The sequence below is a fragment of the Amycolatopsis melonis genome (genome assembly GCF_040064235.1).
GTDB lineage: Bacteria > Actinomycetota > Actinomycetes > Mycobacteriales > Pseudonocardiaceae > Amycolatopsis > Amycolatopsis melonis.
This window is the reverse complement of the sequence record NZ_JBDZYD010000006.1, coordinates 59,684-79,506: the sequence shown is the minus strand read 5'-3', so window position 1 is coordinate 79,506 and position 19,823 is coordinate 59,684. Positions and strand designations below refer to the sequence as shown.

Here is a 19,823-nt window from a genome sequence, read left to right as displayed (position 1 = left end):
GCCTGAGCAGCGCGGATCAACGTGCAGCAGCGAACCCCGCGGCAGAGGCAGGCACTCAGCCCATCTCGACCGCAAGAGCCCACAGCTCGGCAAACGCCTCATCGAGGTGCTCATCCAAGCTCCGCCCGGAATCCGCAATCCACGCCCCCACCGCGTGATGAAAAGCCACCCAACCCACCCGAGCGGCCAGCGCAGCGAAGGCTTCGGCCAGGCGACCGCCCGAGCAGCGCGGATCAACGTGCAGCAGCAAACCCGCGGCGAGGCGGGCACTCAGCCCATCTCGACCGCAAGGGTCCGCAGCTCGGCAAACGCCTCATCGAGGTGCTCGTCCAAGCTCCGCCCGGAATCCGCAATCCACGCCCCGACCGCGTGATGAAAAGCCACCCAACCCACCTGAGCGGCCAACCCGGCAAGCCGGTCCCCCACCCCTCGCGCACGCAGCGCCGCCGCCAGGGCGTCGGCCATGGCCGCGGCCTTGGCCAGGTCGCGCTCGCGCAGGGCCGGGGTGGCCGCGATGACCGCCAGGCGGGGTTCGGCGAACGGCCGGTTGCCCTCGAGGATGTGGCCTGCCTTGCGGAATGCGTGGAGCAGCACTTCGAGCGGGGACAGCCCCTCGGGCGCGGCGGCCACCGACCGGGTCAGGTCCGCGCGCAGGGTGGCTTCGCTGCCGAACAGCACTTCGCGCTTGTCCGGGAAGTGGCGGAAGAACGTGCGCTCGGTGACGCCGGCCCTGGCCGCGATCTCGGCCGTCGTCGTCCGGTCGAAGCCGCGCTCGGCGTACAGCTCCAGAGCCGCCTGCTGGAGGCGGCGGCGCGCTTCTTCCCCGCTGCGTGGCACCGCGTCAGCTTAGCCTTAGTGACAGCGACTGACACTACCGGGTAGAGTTGGTAGCGTCAGTCACTGTCACTACGGGGAGAACCCATGCACGTCTTCGTCACCGGCGGTTCGGGCCTGACCGGCCCCGCCGTCGTCACGGAACTGATCAACGCCGGCCACACCGTCACCGGACTGGCACGCTCGGACGCGGCCGCCGCCCGGCTGGAGGCGCTGGGTGCCACGCCGCACCGCGGCTCGCTGGACGATCTCAACAGCCTGCGCCGCGGCGCCGAAGCCGCCGACGGCGTCCTGCACATGGCCTTCGGCGGCGGCGACTTCGCCGACCCGGACGCCCTGATGCGGCGGGACCGGACCGAGATCGAGACCCTCGGCGGCGCGCTGGCGCACTCGGGCAAGCCCTTGGTCATCACCTCGGGCACGCTGGTCATGCCCGCCGGCCGGGAAAGCACCGAGCACGACGCGCCCGACGACCACGGGATCGCCGCGTTCCGGATCGCGGGCGAGCGGGCGTGCCTGGCTTTCGCCGACCAGGGCGTGCGCGCGAGCGTCGTCCGGCTGGCGCCGACCGTCCACGGCCCGGGCGACTACGGGTTCATCGGCATGCTCGTCGACACCGCCCGCAAGACCGGGACGTCCGCCTACGTCGGCGACGGCGCCAACCGGTGGCCCGCCGTCCATCGGCTCGACGCGGCAGTGCTGTTCCGGCTCGCGCTGGAGAAGGCGCCCGCGGGCAGCGTGCTGCACGGCGCCGCGGAGAACGTCCCGTTCCGGAGCATCGCCGAAACGATCGCCCGCGGCCTGGACATCCCCGCCGTTTCGCTGACGCCGGAGGAGGCCGCCACGCACTACGTGAGCCCGTTCATGGCCACCGTCTACGGGGTCGACGCGCCCGTCTCCAGCGCGTTCACCCGCGAACTGCTCGGCTGGTCGCCCACGGGGCCGGGGTTGCTCGAAGACGTCGCCGAGGGCGACTACCTCTGACGGTCAGGGCTGGGGCTGCTGGCTGGCCAGCGTCCCCGCGGCCATCCGGCGCGCGACGTCGCGGCGCAGCCACAGCAGCCACAGCCAGACCGCCAGGAAAATCACGCCCAGCACGGCGATCGCGGGCAGCCAGAACACCAGCGCGACGAGCACCACCTGCAGCCCGAGGGTCAGCGGCACCGCCCACGGGCGCTTGACGAACCCGCACGTCACGACCAGCAGGACAGCCACCGCGATGACCGTCCAGCCGGTGCCCGTCGAGATCCCGCCGCCGAGCTTGTTCACCACCGGCAGCGCCAGGGCGACCGTGATCGCCTCCAGGATCAGCGTCCCGGACATCACGCCGCGGAAGCCCTTCATCGGGTCCTTCGGCTTGGGTGCCTGCTCGTCGCTCACGCCGGCTCCTTCCCGAACAGGGTGCGCGCTTCGCCCGCCGTGACCACCGAGCCGGTGACGAGCACGCCGCCGCCGGAGAGCGGCTCGTCGGGGTCGTCGTTGGTCTCCACCAGCGCGATCGCCGTCTCGATCGCCGTCTCCAGGTCCGTCTCGGCGACCACGCGGTCTTCGCCGAAGACCGAGATCGCCAGCTCGTTGAGCTCCTCCAGCGGCATCGAACGGGGCGAGGAGTTGCGCGTCACGACGATGTCGGAGACCACCGGCTCCAGGGCGTCGAGGATGCCCTGGGCGTCCTTCTCGGCCATCACGCCGACCACCGCGACCAGGCGGCGGAAGGCGAACTCCTCCGACACGGTCGTCGCGAGCGCGCGGGCGCCGTGCGGGTTGTGCGCCGCGTCGAGCAGCACAGTGGGCGCCGAGCGGACACGCTCGAGCCGTCCGGGCGTCTCGACCTCCGCGAACGCCTCCCGCACGGCCTCGACGACCAGCTGCTTGTCCTTGCCCGCACCGAAGAACGCCTCGACCGCGGCCAGCGCCAGCGCCGCGTTCGCGGCCTGGTGGGCGCCGTGCAACGGCAGGAAGATCTCGTCGTACACCCCGCCGAGGCCCTGCAGCTTCAGCAGCTGCCCGCCGACGGCGACCTCGCGCTCCAGCACGCCGAACTCGCTGCCGGCGCGGGCGACCGCGGCGTCGACCTCCACGGCGCGTTCCAGCAGGACTTTCAGCACCTCGGAGTCCTGCTCGCCGATGACCGCGACCGAGCCGGGCTTGATGATCCCGGCCTTCTCCCGCGCCGCGCTCACCGCGTCGGGCCCCAGGTACTCGACGTGGTCGAGGCCGATCGGGGTGAGGACGGCGACGTCGGCGTCCGCGACGTTCGTGGCGTCCCAGGCGCCGCCAAGGCCCGCTTCGAGCACCGCCGCCTCCACCGGCGCGTCGGCGAACGCGGCGAACGCCATGCCGGTGAGGATCTCGAACTTGCTCATCGCGACCCCGTCGGCGGCCGCACCGTCCACCATGGACACGTACGGCGCGATGTCGTGCCACAGTTCCGCGTACCGCGCGGCGGAGATCGGGCGGCCGTCGAGCGCGATCCGCTCGGTGACCAGCTGCAGGTGCGGGCTGGTGTAGCGGCCGACGCGCAGGCCCATCCGGGTCAGCAGCGCGTCGATCATCCGGGCCGTGGAGCCCTTGCCGTTCGTGCCTGCCACGTGCAGCACCGGGTAGCCGCGGTTCGGCTCGCCCAGCAGCTGCGTCAGCGCGGAGATCCGGGTCAGCGACGGCTCGATCTTCGTCTCCGGCCAGCGCTGGTTCAGCTCGGCCTCGACGGCCAGCAGCTCGCGCCGCGCCTCCGGGCCGTCCGGGTCGCCGTGCTCCTCGGGCTCACCCTGGTCGTCCAGCTCGTGCAGCTCGGCGTCCTCGGGCACGACCAGGTCCGGCACCGGGCCGGTGGCGAGGTTGTCCCCCAGCTGGCCGACGCCGCCGATGCCGCCGCGCGCGCCCCCGCCCGCCTCGAAGGCGGCGTCGTGGGCGTCCAGTTCGGGGTCGTGGTCGTCGGATTCGTCGTACCCCGACGTCCCCAGTTCGTCGACGCCCGCGAAACTGTCCAGATCCGACAGGTCCGGCCTGCGACCTGTCTCATCCTGCGGCACTGAATCTCCTCCGGCCTGGGGTTTTCGCACTTGCCATCCGAGTCTACGTGCGTGCTTGGTGGCACTCTCGACGCATGCCGTTCAACCACAACGACCACTACCACCCGCTGCTGCTGGACCTGCTGCCGCCGGGCCCGGGGATCGCGCTGGACGTCGGGTGCGGCACCGGCCGGTTCGCGCGGCGGCTGGCCGCGACCGGCATGGCGGTGGAGGCGGTCGACGTCTCGGCGGCGATGGTCGAGGCGGCAGCGGGCCTCGGCTCGCCGGGACCGGGCGAGATCGTCTACCGGCAGGCCGACGTCACCACCGACGTGCTGCCCGAGCGGCACTACGACTACATCTCGTGCCTGGCGTCGCTGCACCACATGCCGTTCGAGACGGTCACCAAGCTGCGCCGCGCGCTGGTGCCGGGCGGGGTGCTGGTGGTGCTGACCCCGGCCCGGCCGAGCAGCCCGGTGGACTGGGCGCGGGAGCTGGCGGCCGTGCCGCTGAACGCGCTCGCGCGGCTGGTCGTGTACGCGGGCGAGCAGCTCAACGGCGGCGCCGACGGCGGCCCGCAGGCGCCGGCGCTGTTCCGGTTCCCCACGATCGCCGAGGTGCGCCGCGAGGCGGCCCGGCTGCTGCCCGGCAGCACGGTCCGGCCGCTGCTGTTCTGGCGCACGTTGATCACTTACCGTGAGCAAGCCGACGGTGACCCGACTGGCGGGTGAAGTCCGGAGCCGGGACGGCCCGCGCTCGCTAGAAGTGAGCGGAGCGTTTCCGGAACAGAACGGGGTCTTCATGCGCATCACCCGGCTGCTCGTCGCCGGCTTCTCGGCAGCCATCCTGCTCGGCAGCACCGCCCCCGCCGCGTCGGCGGCGGCGAAGTTCCACCACTACGTCGCCCTCGGCGACTCCTACACCTCGGGGCCGTTCATCCCGGTCCAGCGGCTCGACCCGCTGGGCTGCGGGCGGTCGACGGCGAACTACCCGTCGGTCGTGTCCGACACGCTGCACGTCGGCGAGTTCACCGACGTCAGCTGCGCCGGCGCCGACACGACGCACCTGACCCGCCCGCAGAAGGTGCCGCTCAACGGCACGAACGCCCCGCAGCTGGACGCCCTGCGCTTCGACACCGACCTGGTCACGATCGGCATCGGCGGCAACGACTTCGACGTGTTCGGCAGGCTGATCGAGACGTGCCCGGGCCTGCGCGCGAGCGACCCGACCGGCAACCCGTGCGAGGACCGCTTCACGACCAACGGCGTCGACACGGTGAAGACGGCGGTCCGCGGCATCCAGCCGCGCATCGCGGCCGCGCTGGCGGCAATCCACCAGCGTTCCCCGGCAGCGCGGATCCTGGTCGTCGGCTACCCGCGAATCCTGCCGGAGAACGGCTACTGCCCGGACATCCTGCCGTTCGCCGACGGCGACTACGCATGGCTGAACCAGATCGAGCGCGACGTGAACAAGGCCCTCGCCGACGCGGCGGCGGACGCGGACACCGAGTACGTGGACACGTGGGGCCCCTCCCGCGGCCACGACGCATGCGCCCGCGGCGGCGCGGCCTGGATCAACGGCAAGGACGAGAACGCCTTCGTGGCGGCGGCCTACCACCCGCTCAAGGCGGGCATGGCAGGCGTGGCCGCGGTGGTGCTGAAGGCCCTGCGCTGAGCGGGCCCGGAACTGTCGGTCCTGCGCGGTAGCGTGGAATTCGGGGGCTGCCCGGCGCCGGTCGGTGCTGAGCAGCCCCCGAATCCGAGGGTAGTGCGGGGGTACGACAATCCGGCGCGCGCTCAGCGGCCGGGCCAGCGAGCGAAACGCCTGAGCGCGTGGTCTGCCGCGGCTTGTCGTGAGTGAGAAACAGTGTTCTAACCCTGTTTCTCACTCACGACCCCGGCCCGGCCATCCGGGCACCTGCGGGGCGGGCGGGCTGAAAGGCGCTTTCGTCTCATGTGGTGCAGCGAAAGGGACTTTCGTCGCGCCAGACGCCGGGAAAGTCCCTTTCAGCGCACCCGCGCGGGCGGCCGCGATCAGCCCTGCTCGGTCACGAAGTCCAGGACCAGCCGGGCGAACTCGTCCGGCAGCTCCGCCGGGGCGCCGTGGCCCGCGTCGATCTCGGCGATGCGGGCCCCCGGGATCGCCGCCGCCAGGGTGCGTTGCTGCTCTGGTGTGATCAGCCGGTCGTGGGTGCTGCCCAGTACCAGGACCGGGGCCGTGATCGCGCCGAGTACCGGGCGCAGGTCCACCGCGCGGTCGGCTTCGATCTGGCGGGCCGTGCCCGGCTGGATCATCTCCGTGAGGGCCTTGACCAGCTGTTCGTTGCTCTCCGCCGTGGCCTGTTCCCAGTACCGGGGGCCCAGCGCCAGCTGCGGGAGCATGCGGGCGAACGCCGCCGGTCCCGTTTCGAGCAGCTCCAGCCAGAAACGGAACTCGGCGTCCTGGCGGACGTCGGTGACCGGCCAGGCCGCGTGCAGCACCGCCGAGCGCACCCGGGCCGGGTGCGTGCCGGCCAGCCGGGCCGCCACCACTGCGCCCAGCGAGTGCCCGACGACGTGGGCCGTGGCGGCGCCGGCGTGGTCCAGTACCGCCAGCGCCTCCGCGGCCAGGTCCGCGACGTCGACCGGGCCGCCGTGGTCGGTCGTGCGGCCCGAGCCGGAGAAGTCCGGCGCCAGCACGGTGAACCGGTCGCTCGCCTGCTCCGTCAGCGGCGCCCACTGCTCGCGGGACGTGGCGGTGCCGTGCAGCAGGAGCAGCGCGGGGCCGCTGCCGGTCCGGTCGTAGTGGACGACGGCGTCGCCGCCGGTGAGGGTGACGGGGACGGTGGGCATGGGATTCTCCTTCAGGCGGCGATGGTCCGGAGCGCGGCGGTGAAGGCGCGCGGGTCTTCCTGGTGCGGGACGTGCCCGCAGCCGGCGATCACGTGCACCCGGGCGCCGGGCGTGGCCGCGGCGCACGCGCGCGGGACCTCCAGCGGGATCTGGGTGTCCAGCTCGCCGTGCACGTAGGTGATCGGCACGGTCAGCTCCGGCAGCCGCGGCCGCGGGTCGTAGGTGGTGACCTCGGTGAACAGCGCGTCGATGTAGACGCCCGAGTCGAGCAGCTGGCGGACGGTCCAGTCGACCAGCTCGCGCGCGGCCTTCGGGCCGAACCAGTCCGGCACCCAGCCGGCCAGCGTGCCCGCCCGGTCGTCGACGAGCCGCCGCCGCAGGTCGTGCACCGTCTCGCGCATGCCGGTGCTGGGCCAGTACCCGGGGCTGTCGACGGCGACGACCCGGCTGACGAGGTCCGGGCGCGCGAGGGCCAGCTCGGTGGCGAAGAGAGCGCCGATGCTCGACCCGACGACGGTGGGCCGGATGCCGAGCTTCTCGATCACGGCGGCGACGTCGGCGGCGACGCCGTCGATGGTGTTGCCCTCGGCCGGGTGATCCGAGCGGCCGCACCCGCGCCAGTCGAGCGTGACGACGCGGTGATCGCGGACGAGGCCGGGCAGGCACGACTGCCAGACGCGGCCGCTGACGCCCCAGCCGTGCAGGAACAGCAGGGCCGGGCCGTCGCCGACGTCTTCGTAGTGGAGGTTGATTCCGTTGACTTCCATCGTGGGCATGCCCCGAGCCAACCGCGCGAGCGCCCGCGGTTCGAGGGGCAGTCCGCTCCTACACTCATCACGAACACTGATGAATGGGGACACGGTGGAGCTGCGGCAGCTGAGGTACTTCGTGACGGTCGCCGAGGAGCTGCACTTCGGCCGCGCGGCGGAGCGGCTGCACATCGTCCAGCCCGCGGTGAGCCAGCAGGTGCGGCGGCTGGAGCGCGAGCTGGGCGTCTCGCTGTTCGGGCGGACGACGCGCAGCGTGTCCCTGACCGAGGCCGGGCAGCGGTTCCTGCCGCACGCGCGGGCGGTGCTGGCGGCGGCGGACCGCGCGGCCGACTCGGTGACGGAGTTCCGCGCCACGGGAACCCTGGTCCGCCTGGGCACGAGCGAGGGCCTGGGCGACCGCCTGGACGCGCTGCTGGGAGCGTTCGCCCGGCTGGCGCCCTCGGCGTCCCTGGAGCTGGTCCACGCACCGACAGCGCAGCGGCTTCAACGCGTCCGCGACGGGTCACTGGACGCGACGATCGTCCGCGGCTCCTGGCCGGGATCCGGCCTGGACTTCACTCCCGTGTGGACGGACGAGGTCGTGGTGGCGCTGCCCGCGTCGCATCCGCTGGCCGCCGCGGACGAGGTCCCGTTCGCTGCGCTGGCGGAGCTGCCGGTGCGGCTGACCGCGTCCTCCCGGAACCAGCCGCTGCACGACCTGGTGGTCGCGTGCCGCCGCGAGGCGGGGTTCGAGCCGGTGCTGGGCAAGGAGTTCACGACGGCACAGGACACGCTGGGCACCCTCGGCTTCGGCCGTCCACACTGGACGGTGTTCTACCGGGCGCACGCGAACCTGCTGCCGATGCCGGGCGTGGTGTTCCGCCCGCTGCGCGACCCGGCACCACGGATGCCGACGTACCTGGCCACCGCCACGGACCGGCGGCTGACGCCGGAGCTGGTGGCCCTGATCGAGGCCGCACGTTCCTCCTGACGGCGAAGGCCCGGCACTTCAGCCGAAGTGCCGGGCCCTCATCGTTAAACCTCAGGAAGCGGGCAGCGCCGCCAGGCGGGCCGTGATGCGGTCGATGTCCGCGGCCGCCGTTTCCTTGCGGGTCTTGATCTTTGCCACCACGTGCTCCGGGGCCTTGGCGATGAATGCCTCGTTGCCCAGCTTCGCTTCCGTCTGGGTCAGCTCCTTCTGCGCCGCCGCCAGGTCCTTCTCCAGGCGCTTGCGCTCCGCGGCGACGTCGACCGTGCCGGACAGGTCCAGCTCCACCGTCACCACGCCGTCCGCCAGGGCCACCTCCAGCGACGCGCTTGCCGCGAAGTCCGGGGACGGCTCGGTCAGGCGCACCAGCGACCGGACCGCCTCCTCGTGGCCGCCCGTGTAGCCCGCCAGGCGGGCCGCCACCTTCTGGCCCGGCTTCAGGCCCTGGTCGGCGCGGAAGCGGCGGATCTCCGTCACCAGCTTCTGGACGTCCGCGATGCGGGCGTCCGCCACCGGGTCGGCGAACGACAGGTCCGGCGACGGCCAAGAGGCGATCACCAGGGACTCGCCGCCCGTCAGCGCCGTCCAGAGCTTCTCCGTGATGAACGGGACGAACGGGTGCAGCAGGCGCAGCACCGTGTCCAGCACGTGCCCGAGCACCGAGCGGGTGGCCTCGACGCGTGCGTCATCGCCCTGGTACAGCTGGACCTTCGCCAGCTCCAGGTACCAGTCGCACAGCTCGTTCCAGGTGAACTGGTAGAGCGCGCCCGCCACCTTCGCGAACTGGAAGTCCTCGAACAGGCCGTCCACTTCGGACACCAGCGCGCCGAGGCGGCCCAGGATCCACCGGTCCGCCTCCGTCAACTCCGCCGAGGCAGGCAACGGCGACGCCACCGAAGCGCCGTTCATCATCGCGAACTTCGTCGCGTTCCACAGCTTCGTGCAGAAGTTGCGGGAGCCTGCCGCCCACTCGTCGGCCAGTGCCATGTCCGCGCCCGGGTTCGCGCCGCGGGCCAGGGTGAACCGCGTCGCGTCCGCGCCGTAGGCGTCCATCCACTCCAGCGGGTCGATCACGTTGCCGCGCGACTTCGACATCTTCTTGCCGTTCGCGTCGCGGATCAGGCCGTGCAGGTACACGTGGTCGAACGGCTGCTTGCCGCCCATCTGGTGCACGCCGAACATCATCATCCGGACGACCCAGAAGAACAGGATGTCGTAGCCGGTCGACAGCACGCTCGTCGGGTAGAAGCGAGCCAGGTCTTCGGTGGCCGAAGGCCAGCCGAGCGTCGACATCGGCCACAGGCCCGAGGAGAACCACGTGTCCAGCACGTCCGGGTCCTGCGTCCAGCCCTCGCCCGACGGCGGCTGCTCGTCCGGGCCGACGCACACGACCTCGCCGTCCGGGCCGTACCAGACCGGGATGCGGTGACCCCACCACAGCTGGCGCGAGATCGTCCAGTCGTGCATGTTGTCGACCCAGTCGAAGTACCGCTTGCCCAGGTCCGGCGGGTGGATCTTGGTCCGGCCGTCGCGGACCGCGTCTCCCGCCAGCTTGGCCAGCTGCTCGACCTTGACCCACCACTGCAGCGACAGCCGCGGCTCGACCACCGTGTCACAGCGCGAGCAGTGCCCGACCGCGTGCACGTACGGCCGCTTCTCCGCGACGATCCGGCCCAGCTCGCGCAGCGCCGCGACGATCGCCGGGCGCGCCTCGAACCGGTCGAGACCCTCGAACGGGCCCGCGGCGGTGATCTCCGCGCGCTCGTTCATGATCGTCAGCATCGGCAGGTCATGACGGCGGCCGATCTCGAAGTCGTTCGGGTCGTGCGCCGGGGTGACCTTGACCGCGCCGGTGCCGAACTCGGGGTCGACGTGCTTGTCGGCCACGATCGGGATGCGGCGGCCGGTCAGCGGCAGCTCGACCTCGGTGCCGACCAGGTGCGCGTACCGCTCGTCGTCCGGGTGGACGGCGACCGCGGTGTCGCCCAGCATCGTCTCCGCGCGGGTGGTGGCCACCACGATGGCGTTGTCGCCGTCGCCGTAGCGGATCGACACCAGCTCGCCGTCGTCGTCGTTGTGGTCGACCTCGATGTCCGACAGCGCCGTCTGGCAGCGCGGGCACCAGTTGATGATCCGCTCGGCGCGGTAGATGAGGCCCTCGTCGTAGAGGTTCTTGAACACCGTCTGGACGGCCTTGGACAGGTTCTCGTCCATGGTGAAGCGCTCACGCGACCAGTCGACGCCGTCGCCGAGCCGCTTCATCTGGCCGAGGATCTTGCCGCCGTACTCGGCCTTCCACTCCCAGACGCGCTCGACGAACTTCTCCCGGCCCAGGTCGTGGCGCGAAAGCCCCTCGCCGGCCAGCTGGCGCTCGACGACGTTCTGCGTCGCGATGCCCGCGTGGTCCATGCCCGGCAGCCACAGCACCTCGTAGCCCTGCATGCGACGGCGGCGGCTCATCGCGTCCATCAGGGTGTGGTTGAGCGCGTGGCCCATGTGCAGCGAACCGGTGACGTTCGGCGGCGGCAGTACGATCGAGAACGGCGGCTTCCCCGACGAGGCGTCGGCCGTGAAGTACCCGGCCGCTACCCAGCGGTCGTACATCGGTGCTTCCTCGGCGGCCGGGTCCCAGGCACCCGGAAGGTCGGTGGTCTGCTGCGGAGCGTTCTCGGTCACAATGGACAAGTCTACGAACCCGTCACGGCGGGTCACCCAGGGGGAAGGCACTCTCGGATGGCACAGCCTCAGCAGCCGCAGGATCCGGACGACCGGCGCCTGGAGACGCACCCGGACCTGATGAACCCGGACTGGCAGAAGTACGCGGAGCGCGACGCCTGGCTGGGCGCGAAGAAGGACCTGAAGAAGCGCCGGAAACGCGAGCGCGCCGCGGGCGGCTACGCCCGGCCGGGGCAGAGCCGCTGGCCCGGTGTGCTGGCCCTGCTCGTCGTGATCGGCCTGGTCGCGGCGGCCATCATCGTGCACCAGCTCCAGGGCGTCGGCGTCAACGAGTTCGCCTACTTCGGCTAGGCCGGTAACGCCCGTCCCCCGCGGTCGATGATCAGGCGTCGGCACCGAGGGGGACATCGTGGACGAGGAAAACCTGCTCGACTCGCATCCGGACCTGGCGGATCCGGAGTGGCGCAAGCACGCCCAGACCGACGCGTGGCTGGGCGCGAAGAAGGACCGCAGACGGGCGCGCAGGCCGCGCAACGGCCGGGCGCGCCAGTGGGGGCTCGCCGCTTTCGTGCTGGTCCTGGCCGTGACGACGGCGATCGTCATCGGCATCGGGCAGCGCTCCGCCGAGCACGTCGGCAGCAGCTCCGACGTCGTGCCCGCCACGGTGAACCCGACCTCGGTCTCCCGCTCCGCCCCGGTCCACCTGGACCACGCCTACGCGGGGACGCCTGCGGACGTCTGGAAGAAGGGCATCGACGGGATCACCTCCCCCGCCCCGGCCGCCGTCGGGACGTTCAAGGCCGACGAGGTCGCGGCCGCCTACGCCCAGGTCAAGCAGGCGATCACCGCCGGACGGCTCGACCCCGCGGTGCTCGAGAAGCACGACACCCAGGCGTTCCTCGGCCTGTTCGCGAAGGACGCGCAGGCGTTCGTCGGCCCGGCACTGACCACCGAGCCGAGCGCGGACGGCAAGACGCCGGGCCGGTCGGCGTACGTCACCGAGCTGGCCGAGGGCTATCACCTGCTGGACCAGGGGCCGCGGACGCTCGGCTCGATGCGCGCGCACCCGGGCGAGAAGCCCGGCGAGCTGGCGATCGACGTCAAGTTCGTCATCGCCTACGCCTTCGACCACCCGCGGCCCCAGGAGCTGGACGGCCCCGGGGAGATCGTCAGCTTCCTGCGCTCGGACGAGCAGTACGTCGTCCGGGCGGGCAAGAGCTTCGCCCCGGGCAGCCGCGGCCTGTGGCCCGACGGCGGCAACAGCTTCTACCAGTCCATCGGGTGCGCCGCGCTCGACAAGGGGTTCCTCGCGCCGGGATACAGCAACCCGTCCACCGCGGGGCTGCCCGGCGACGACAAGGAGCTGCCCGGCGCCTACGACCCGAACCTGCCGGTGCCGGAGGAAGACACCTGCACGCGGAAGTGACCTGCCTGCCAGGAAGCACAGCTTGGACTGAACAGCTAAACTGTGTACATGGGCGAAGTACCTGCGCACGTGGCCGAGACCGCCGGCTGGCTCCGCGGGGTTGTCGGGCAGCTGCACCGGCGGCTGCGCCAGGTCGACAACGCCGGGATCCTGACGCCGTCGCAGTCCGCGGTGCTCAACCGGCTCTACCGGGACGGCCCCGCCACGCAGGGTGAGCTGGCCGCCGCCGAGCACGTGCGGCAGCAGTCGATGGCCGCCACCCTCGGCGTCCTCGACGAGCTGGGGTACCTCGCCCGCACCCCCGATCCGGCCGACCGGCGCCGCGTGGTGATCAGCCTGTCCGGCGCCGGGCGCGACACCGTGCGCGGCATCCTGCAGCACCGCGAAGAGTGGCTGGCCCAGGCGCTGCTGGACGAGCTGTCGCCCGCCGAGCTGGACGTCGTCACGCGCGCGCTGCCGCTGCTGCAGCGCGTGGCCCAGCACTGAAGGAGTTCCTCACGACCACCGCCACCGCCCCCGCGAAGTTCGGCGCCCGCCTGGTCACCCCGCTGGTGGCCGGCGCAGTGCTCAACCCGATCAACTCCACGCTCATCGCCGTCGCGCTCGTGCCGATCGGGCAGAGCTTCGGCGCCGGGCCCGGGCAGACCGCCTGGCTGATCTCGGCGCTGTACCTCGCCACCGCGGTCGGGCAGCCGGTGGTGGGCCTGCTGGTCGACCGCCACGGCGCCCGGCGCGTCCTGCTCGGCGGCGCGGCCTTGGTGATCGTGGCCGGGATCGCGGGCATGATCCCGGTCTCGGTCGGCTGGCTCACCGGGGTGCGGGTGGTGCTCGGGCTGGGCACGTGCGCCGGGTTCCCGGCGGCGATGGCCGTGCTGCGCCGGCACGCCGAGGCGACCGGGCAGGGCGTGCCCGCGCGCGTGCTTTCCGTGCTGTCCATGGCATCCCAGACGGTGATGGTGATCGGCCCGACGCTCGGCGGCGTGCTGATCGGCCTCTTCGGCTGGCCCGCGATCTTCGCGGTGAACATCCCGCTCGCCGGCCTGTCGCTGGTGCTCGCGCTGCGGTGGGTGCCGAAGGACGACCGCGGCGCGCGCACGGCGAAGCCGATCGACGTGCTCGGCATCGCGCTGTTCTCCGCGACACTGCTCGCGCTGCTGGTCTTCCTGATGCACCCAGGAGCACAGCTGTGGCTGCTCGCCGTCGTCGTGGCCTGCGGGCTCGCGTTCACGCTGACCGAGCTGCGGCGCGAGGCCCCGTTCCTGGATCTGCGGATGCTCGCCGCCAACGGTGCGATCCTGCGCACCTACCTGCGGCAGTCGCTGAGCTTCATGGCGATCTACGCGGTCATGTTCGGCTACGTGCAGTGGCTGGAGACCGCGCGGCAGCTGCCGGAGGAGACCGCCGGGCTGATGCTGCTGCCGATGTCGGCCACCGCGGTCTGCGCTGCGGCATTCTCCGGACGGGCATCGGGGATCAAGGCGCGGCTGGTGACGGTGGCCGTGGCGCTGGCAGGCGGTTCGGCGTTGCTGCTGACGGTGCACGACGGGACGTGGACCGGTGCGCTGCTGGCGCTCGCGGCGTTGTTCGGCCTGGCACAGGGCCTGACCAGCGTCGCGAACCAGACGACGCTCTACCGCGAAGCCCCGGCCGGGCAGATCGGGACGGCCAGCGGGCTGTTCCGCACCGCCCAGTACCTCGGCGCGATCGTGGCGTCGACGCTCATCGCGCTCTGCTACGGGGCACACGCGGATTCGGCGGGCCTGCACCGGCTGGCCGTCGCGCTGGTGGCCGTCAGCGGGCTGCTGCTGGTGGTGACCGTCTTCGACCGACGGCTGGGCGCCGCGAAAGCCTGATCCCACCGGAAAACCCACCCCCTGCTTAGCGCGCGGCGGCTTCGAGGCGCACGATGAACACATGACCCGTGAAGCGCCGGCGCAGGACGTGGACGAGAGCCGCCTCGAGGTGGGCAAGCCGAAGGGCTGGGCGGCCGGGATACCCGGTGTTGCCGTGTCGCTCGCGCGCAGCGTCGAGCAGATGGGCACCGGGCGGACCGTCAAGGCGCTGCGGCTGCTGAACCAGCGCGAGGGCTTCGACTGCCCCGGCTGCGCGTGGCCCGAACCGCGCGAGGCCGACGGAGAGAAGCGCAAGCTCGCCGAGTTCTGCGAGAACGGCGCCAAGGCCGTCGCCGAAGAAGCGACGAAACGGCGCGTCGGCCGGGAGTTCTTCGCCGCGCACCCGATCGCGGACCTGAAGACCAGGACCGACTACTGGCTGGGCCAGCAGGGCCGGATCACCGAGCCATTCGTGCTACGCGAAGGCGCAACGCACTACGAACCCATCTCCTGGGACGACGCCTTCGAGCTGGTCGCCGGCGAGCTGAAGGCGCTGACCGACCCCAACGAGGCGATCTTCTACACCTCCGGCCGCACCAGCAACGAGGCCGCGTTCCTCTACCAGCTGCTCGTGCGGTCCTTCGGCACCAACAACCTGCCGGACTGCTCCAACATGTGCCACGAGTCCTCCGGCGCCGCGCTGTCGGCGACCACCGGGGTCGGCAAGGGCTCGGTGAGCCTGGCCGACATCCACAAGGCCGACCTCATCGTCGTCGTCGGGCAGAACCCCGGCACGAACCACCCGCGGATGCTTTCGGCGCTGGAAGAAGCCAAGAAGAACGGCGCGAAGATCATCGCGGTGAACCCGCTGCCCGAGGCCGGGCTGATGCGGTTCAAGAACCCGCAGAACGTCCGCGGGGTCGTCGGCAAGGGCACGCCGCTGGCCGACGAGTTCGCGCAGATCCGCCTCGGCGGCGACCTCGCGTTGTTCCAGGCCGTCGGGCACCTGCTGCTGGCCTGGGAGGACGAGGCACCCGGCGCCATCGTCGACCGCGCCTTCGTGCAGCGCTCGACCGAAGGCTTCGACGAATACGCGAAACACCTGCGGGAACTCGACTGGCCGGAGGTCGAACGCGCGACCGGGCTGCCGCGCGAGCAGATCGAGCGCGTCGCGCGGATGATCGCCTCCTCGCAGCGCACCATCTACTGCTGGGCGATGGGGCTCACCCAGCACAAGCACGCGGTGCCGACGATCTCCGAGATCGCCAACCTCGCCCTGATGCGCGGGATGATCGGCAGGCCCGGCGCCGGCCTGTGCCCGGTGCGCGGCCACTCGAACGTCCAGGGCGACCGGACGATGGGCATCTGGGAGAAGATGCCGCAGTCCTTCCTCGACGCCCTCGCCGCCGAGTTCGGCATCGACGTCCCGCGCGAGCACGGCTTCGACACCGTCGACTCGATCCGCGCGATGCGCGACGGCCGCGGCAAGGTGTTCTTCGCCGTCGGCGGCAACTTCGCGTCGGCGACGCCGGACTCGGAGCTGACCGAGAAGGCGCTGGCCTCGTGTGCGCTGACCGTGCACGTGTCGACGAAGCTCAACCGCTCGCACGTCGTGCCCGGGCGCACCGCGCTGATCCTGCCGACGCTCGGCCGCACCGAGCGCGACGTCCAGGCGAGCGGCGAGCAGTTCGTCACGGTCGAGGACTCGATGTCGCAGGTCCACGCCTCCCGCGGGCGGCTGGAACCGGCGAGCGAGCACCTGCTCTCGGAGGTGGCGATCCTCTGCCGGCTGGCGGAGAAGCTGCTCGGCCCGGACCACGCCGTGCCGTGGCGGTCGTTCGAGGCCGACTACGACCTGATCCGCGACCGCATCTCCCGCGTCGTCCCGGGCTGCGCGGACTACAACCGCCGCGTCCGCGAGCCGGACGGCTTCGTGCTGCCGCACGCGCCCCGCGACTCCCGCGAGTTCACCGGCACCGCCAACGGCAAGGGCAACTTCACGGTGTCGGAGCTGGAGTACCCGAAGGTGCCGGAGGGACGGCTGCTGCTGCAGACGATGCGCAGCCACGACCAGTACAACACCACGATCTACGGCCTGTCCGACCGCTACCGCGGCATCGAGAACGCCCGCCGGGTGGTGCTGGTCAACCCGGCCGACCTCGCCGCACTGGGCGTGGCCGACGGCGCGCTGGTCGACCTGGTTTCCGAGTGGCGCGACGGCGACCGGCGCGCCCCGGCGTTCCGGGTCGTCGCGTATCCGACGGCTCGCGGCTGTGCCGCCGCGTACTTCCCCGAGGCGAACGCGCTGGTGCCGCTGGACTCGGTGGCCGACAAGTCGAACACCCCGGTGTCCAAGGCCATCGTGGTCCGGCTCGAACCTCAGCCCTTGTAGTCCGCCCGCAGGGTGTTCGCCATGTCCGTGACCACCGCCTGCACGTTGTCCACGGTCGCGGGCGGGATCATCGCGGCCTCGGTGCCGCCGTCGTCGATCGCCAGGCCCAGCACCACGTTGCCGGTGCGCACGGCCGCCCACTTCTCGGAGAAGCCCGCCTCGTCGCCGACACCGGTGACGAGGCGGACGCCCGAGTGGTCGCCGAGCGCGTCGGTCATCAGCTGCGTGGCCTTGGCCGCCGCGGTGCCCGGGTCGGCGTCGGTGAACCGGGCGACGGCGATCGTCACCAGCCGGTAGTCCTGCAGGTTGGGCTTGCCGCCGCCGAGGTCGCGGGCGAAGACGCGCTTGCACGTGGTGACCTCGTTGTCGTCGGCGCCGCGGTCGGAGGGCACCACTTTCGCCTCGGGGGCCTTCACCGAGGCGGCCGGGACCTCCACGGTGCCCGGGGCGAGCTGGGCCGCGGCGTTCGGCCCTGGCAGGCGGCACGCGTCGATCGCGGCGGGGTAGTGCACCGCGGCGGACGCCGACTGGCACCCGGCGCAGAGAACGGCTGAAGCGAGGACGGCAAGCACCCACCCGTGGGCGACGCTGCTGCGCATAGGTTTCCGGACTTTCCGCTTTTCCCGAAATCGACTTTCCGGCCGACCACCGATCGGGTGATCATTTCCGGCCGTCGCGCGGCCGCGGCCGTCGACGGTCACCGCACCCTGCCTCACCAGGGCCGCAGCGTCAAGACCAGTGACCGGGTTGGTCCACCGTGGTCCGGTGTGCAATTCAGGAAATGCGGGGAAAGCCGGAAAAGATCAGTCCACGCAGGTGACCCCGTCGGAAGTGATCGGATCGCCCCCGCCCGCCGCCGGAGCACCGCCGCCGCCCGACACGCCGGGCCCGGAGTACACCGTCCCGAGCACCACCTCGATGTGCCCGGCGGGCACCTGCGCGGACACCTGCGTCGTCAGGCCGCCCAGCAGCTTCGCCACCTCGGCGCCGCGGTCGGCGAGGTCCGCGCCGAAGCGGACCACCGACGTCCGCCGCGCGCCGGCGTTGCCCGCCGACTTCGCGGTGAAGCCCTTCCCCGCCAGGAAGTCGGCCACCCGGCCGGCGAGCCCCTCCCGGGAACCGGCGTTGGCGACGTCGACGGTGACCGCCGGGGCGGCGGGCGGCGTGGCCGCCGTCCCGATCAGGCTCGCCGCGAAGGCCTTCACCGCGGCCGGGTCGACCTGCACCGCCGTCGCCCGCGGGTTGTCCCGGTCGTACCGGTAGTCCACGTTCACCACCGGGATCGTCGCGAACTGGATGCCGCCGCCGCTGACCCCGCGCATCTGGGCGACGAAGTCGAGGAGGTTCCACGAAGCGTCCAGCACCACCGAGTGCTTCACGGCTTCGATGAGGTCCGACAGCTTCCCCGGGTCGGCCAGCGTGCCCGCGGACAGCACCTGCCGCGCCAGCCCGGCGAGGAACACCTGCTGCCGCCGGACGCGGGCGAGGTCGGTGCCCGGGAGGCCGTCGCGCTGCCGGACGAAGGCGAGGGCGTCGGCACCCGAGATGCGCTGCGGGCCCGCCGGGAAGTCCGCGCCGGAGTTCTTGTCCTTGGTGGCGGCCTTCAGGCAGACGTCGACGCCGCCGACGGCCTTGCTGATCTCGTAGAAGCTGAGCAGGTTGACCTCGGCGAAGTGGTCGATCTTCACCCCGGTGAGGTTCTCGACCGCCTGGCGCGTCGCCCGCCGCCCGGCGGTGAGCGCGGCCTGCTCGATCTTCGCCTTGTCGGTCTCGCCCGCGGAGCGCAGCCGTCGAGCCTCGCCCGCCTGGGCCCGCCCGAACGCGGCGTTGATCTTGCCCTTCCCGCCGGGCATGTCCACGTAGCTGTCCCGCGGGATGGAGAAGGCCTTCACCTCCTTCGTGCCGTTGGGGATCCGCAGCACGATCAGGGTGTCGGTGAGGTCGTCGCCGTTGGCGCCGACCCGCAGCTCGCGCAGCATGTCCGGGGACAGCGGCCTGCCCTGCTGGTCACTCCGGGAGTCCCGGCCGACCAGCAGGATGTCGAGCGAGCCGTCCGCGGGCTGCTCCCCCGGCTTGGTCGCCGGGTCGTCGTCGATCACGCTGTCGCGCGTGACCTCGTCGAGGGATTGGAGGTTCACGTAGCCGTACGCCGTGCCGCAGAAGACGACCATGGCCAGGCCGGCGACGACGATCTTCCCCAGAGGATGCACGCCCTACCGACGTCCGCGGACCCCGTTCTGCTGCACGGGTGAGACAGGTCACATCCGCAGGTGCGAGGCGCCGTTGAGGTCGAGGATCGTCCCGGACGCCCAGGCCGCCTCGGCGGAGGCCAGGTAGACGACGGCCGCGGCGACCTCCTCGGGCGTGCCGACCCGGCCGAACGGGCTCTGCGCGCGCAGGGCGTCGTCGATCCGGTCCGCCACGCGCTCGGTGGCGGTGAAGCCGGGCGCCACCGACGTCACGGCAATGCCGTGGGGCGCCAGCGAGACGGCGAGCGACTGGCCGAGCGCGTGCAGGGCGGCCTTGCTCGCCCCGTACGCGGGGTGGTCGGGCTCGCCCCGGAACGCCCCGCGCGAGCCGATGTTGACGATCCGGCCCGGCGCGCCGCGCTCGATCAGGTGCCGGGCCACGCAGTAGCTCACGTTCGCCGCGCCGACGAGGTTGACGTCGAGGGTGCGCCGCCAGATCCGCTGCCAGTCCACATAGGACACCGACGCGACGGGGTGGGCCGTCTCGGCCGACGTCGCGACGGCGGCGTTGTTGACCAGAATGTCGACCCCGCCCAGGCCCGCTTCGGCCGCGTCGGCGATCCGCTGCGCCGCTTCGGGATCGGCGAGATCACCGCCGACCAGCACGTGCCCGTCGCCGGGCAGCGCGGCCAGCGTCTCCTCCGCGTCCGCGGCCCGGTGTCCATAGTGGACGGCGATCCGATGGCCACGGGCCGCGAAGGCCAGCGCCACGGCCCGGCCGATCCCCCGGGACGCCCCGGTGACGAGAACGCCGCTCACCGCACTCCTTCCGCCGGCGTGGACCTCATGATCGCACGACCGGCAGCCGGCGTGGTCCCGCGGTCGTCGCCGCGCT

At 72.1% G+C, this 19,823-nt stretch carries 18 protein-coding genes; 9 read left to right on the top strand and 9 right to left on the bottom strand.

Annotated elements, in window-relative coordinates; translation table 11 throughout:
* Positions 1–270: 270 nt before the first annotated feature.
* Positions 271–837 carry a TetR family transcriptional regulator gene (locus ABJI51_RS17270; protein WP_348952034.1) on the bottom strand — a complete coding sequence of 189 codons (567 nt, stop codon included), beginning with the start codon at positions 835–837 and terminating at the stop codon, positions 271–273.
* 84 nt (positions 838–921) lie between these two features.
* Here ABJI51_RS17270 and ABJI51_RS17265 point away from each other — a divergent pair, with 84 nt between their 5' ends.
* Positions 922–1,818, top strand: coding sequence for an SDR family oxidoreductase (locus tag ABJI51_RS17265; protein WP_348952032.1), 897 nt, complete (start codon positions 922–924; stop codon positions 1,816–1,818).
* 3 nt (positions 1,819–1,821) lie between these two features.
* Here the strand turns inward: ABJI51_RS17265 and ABJI51_RS17260 are convergent, their stop codons facing one another.
* Both ABJI51_RS17260 and folC read right to left on the bottom strand, forming a co-directional pair.
* Positions 1,822–2,178: a DUF4233 domain-containing protein gene (locus ABJI51_RS17260; protein WP_348952425.1), complete on the bottom strand. Its 357-nt coding sequence runs from the start codon at positions 2,176–2,178 to the stop codon at positions 1,822–1,824.
* 32 nt (positions 2,179–2,210) lie between these two features.
* Entirely contained in the window at positions 2,211–3,866 is a 1,656-nt protein-coding gene (folC, locus tag ABJI51_RS17255; protein ID WP_348952031.1) for a bifunctional tetrahydrofolate synthase/dihydrofolate synthase, read from the bottom strand.
* A 74-nt stretch (positions 3,867–3,940) separates the two neighbouring features.
* Here folC and ABJI51_RS17250 point away from each other — a divergent pair, with 74 nt between their 5' ends.
* Together ABJI51_RS17250 and ABJI51_RS17245 are read left to right on the top strand one after the other, a co-directional pair.
* Positions 3,941–4,576 carry a class I SAM-dependent methyltransferase gene (locus ABJI51_RS17250; protein WP_348952029.1) on the top strand — a complete coding sequence of 212 codons (636 nt, stop codon included), beginning with the start codon at positions 3,941–3,943 and terminating at the stop codon, positions 4,574–4,576.
* 70 nt (positions 4,577–4,646) lie between these two features.
* The gene (locus tag ABJI51_RS17245; protein WP_348952028.1) at positions 4,647–5,519 is read left to right on the top strand and encodes an SGNH/GDSL hydrolase family protein; all 873 of its coding nucleotides are present in this window, start codon (positions 4,647–4,649) and stop codon (positions 5,517–5,519) included.
* 359 nt (positions 5,520–5,878) lie between these two features.
* Here ABJI51_RS17245 and ABJI51_RS17240 read toward each other — a convergent pair whose 3' ends face one another.
* The gene (locus ABJI51_RS17240; RefSeq protein WP_348952027.1) at positions 5,879–6,676 is read right to left on the bottom strand and encodes an alpha/beta fold hydrolase; all 798 of its coding nucleotides are present in this window, start codon (positions 6,674–6,676) and stop codon (positions 5,879–5,881) included.
* Between the two features lie 11 nt (positions 6,677–6,687).
* Positions 6,688–7,452 (bottom strand): alpha/beta fold hydrolase, encoded by a 765-nt coding sequence (locus ABJI51_RS17235; RefSeq protein WP_348952025.1) that lies wholly within the window; start codon positions 7,450–7,452, stop codon positions 6,688–6,690.
* 70 nt (positions 7,453–7,522) lie between these two features.
* Here ABJI51_RS17235 and ABJI51_RS17230 point away from each other — a divergent pair, with 70 nt between their 5' ends.
* Positions 7,523–8,416: a LysR family transcriptional regulator gene (locus tag ABJI51_RS17230; RefSeq protein ID WP_431605623.1), complete on the top strand. Its 894-nt coding sequence runs from the start codon at positions 7,523–7,525 to the stop codon at positions 8,414–8,416.
* 51 nt (positions 8,417–8,467) lie between these two features.
* Here ABJI51_RS17230 and ABJI51_RS17225 read toward each other — a convergent pair whose 3' ends face one another.
* Positions 8,468–11,089: a valine--tRNA ligase gene (locus tag ABJI51_RS17225; RefSeq protein WP_348952023.1), complete on the bottom strand. Its 2,622-nt coding sequence runs from the start codon at positions 11,087–11,089 to the stop codon at positions 8,468–8,470.
* A gap of 57 nt (positions 11,090–11,146) precedes the next feature.
* On the opposite strand from ABJI51_RS17225, the gene ABJI51_RS17220 reads away from it, so the two are divergent.
* From ABJI51_RS17220 to ABJI51_RS17200, 5 genes are all read left to right on the top strand, one after another.
* Entirely contained in the window at positions 11,147–11,440 is a 294-nt protein-coding gene (locus ABJI51_RS17220) for a hypothetical protein (RefSeq protein ID WP_348952021.1), read from the top strand.
* Between the two features lie 58 nt (positions 11,441–11,498).
* Entirely contained in the window at positions 11,499–12,515 is a 1,017-nt protein-coding gene (locus ABJI51_RS17215; protein ID WP_348952019.1) for a hypothetical protein, read from the top strand.
* A 48-nt stretch (positions 12,516–12,563) separates the two neighbouring features.
* Positions 12,564–13,001, top strand: a complete 438-nt coding sequence (locus tag ABJI51_RS17210) for a MarR family winged helix-turn-helix transcriptional regulator (RefSeq protein WP_348952017.1) — start codon at positions 12,564–12,566, stop codon at positions 12,999–13,001.
* 65 nt (positions 13,002–13,066) lie between these two features.
* On the top strand, positions 13,067–14,368 hold the full coding sequence (locus ABJI51_RS17205; protein WP_348952016.1) for an MFS transporter: 1,302 nt from the start codon (positions 13,067–13,069) through the stop codon (positions 14,366–14,368).
* 61 nt (positions 14,369–14,429) lie between these two features.
* Positions 14,430–16,739: an FdhF/YdeP family oxidoreductase gene (locus ABJI51_RS17200; RefSeq protein WP_348952014.1), complete on the top strand. Its 2,310-nt coding sequence runs from the start codon at positions 14,430–14,432 to the stop codon at positions 16,737–16,739.
* Here the strand turns inward: ABJI51_RS17200 and ABJI51_RS17195 are convergent.
* From ABJI51_RS17195 to ABJI51_RS17185, 3 genes are all read right to left on the bottom strand, one after another.
* Positions 16,727–17,338 carry a hypothetical protein gene (locus ABJI51_RS17195; RefSeq protein WP_348952012.1) on the bottom strand — a complete coding sequence of 204 codons (612 nt, stop codon included), beginning with the start codon at positions 17,336–17,338 and terminating at the stop codon, positions 16,727–16,729. The two genes, ABJI51_RS17200 and ABJI51_RS17195, sit on opposite strands and share 13 nt — an antisense overlap.
* 204 nt (positions 17,339–17,542) lie before the next feature.
* The gene (locus ABJI51_RS17190; RefSeq protein WP_348952010.1) at positions 17,543–18,949 is read right to left on the bottom strand and encodes an LCP family protein; all 1,407 of its coding nucleotides are present in this window, start codon (positions 18,947–18,949) and stop codon (positions 17,543–17,545) included.
* A 48-nt stretch (positions 18,950–18,997) separates the two neighbouring features.
* Positions 18,998–19,747 (bottom strand): SDR family NAD(P)-dependent oxidoreductase, encoded by a 750-nt coding sequence (locus tag ABJI51_RS17185; protein WP_348952008.1) that lies wholly within the window; start codon positions 19,745–19,747, stop codon positions 18,998–19,000.
* Positions 19,748–19,823: the final 76 nt, after the last annotated feature.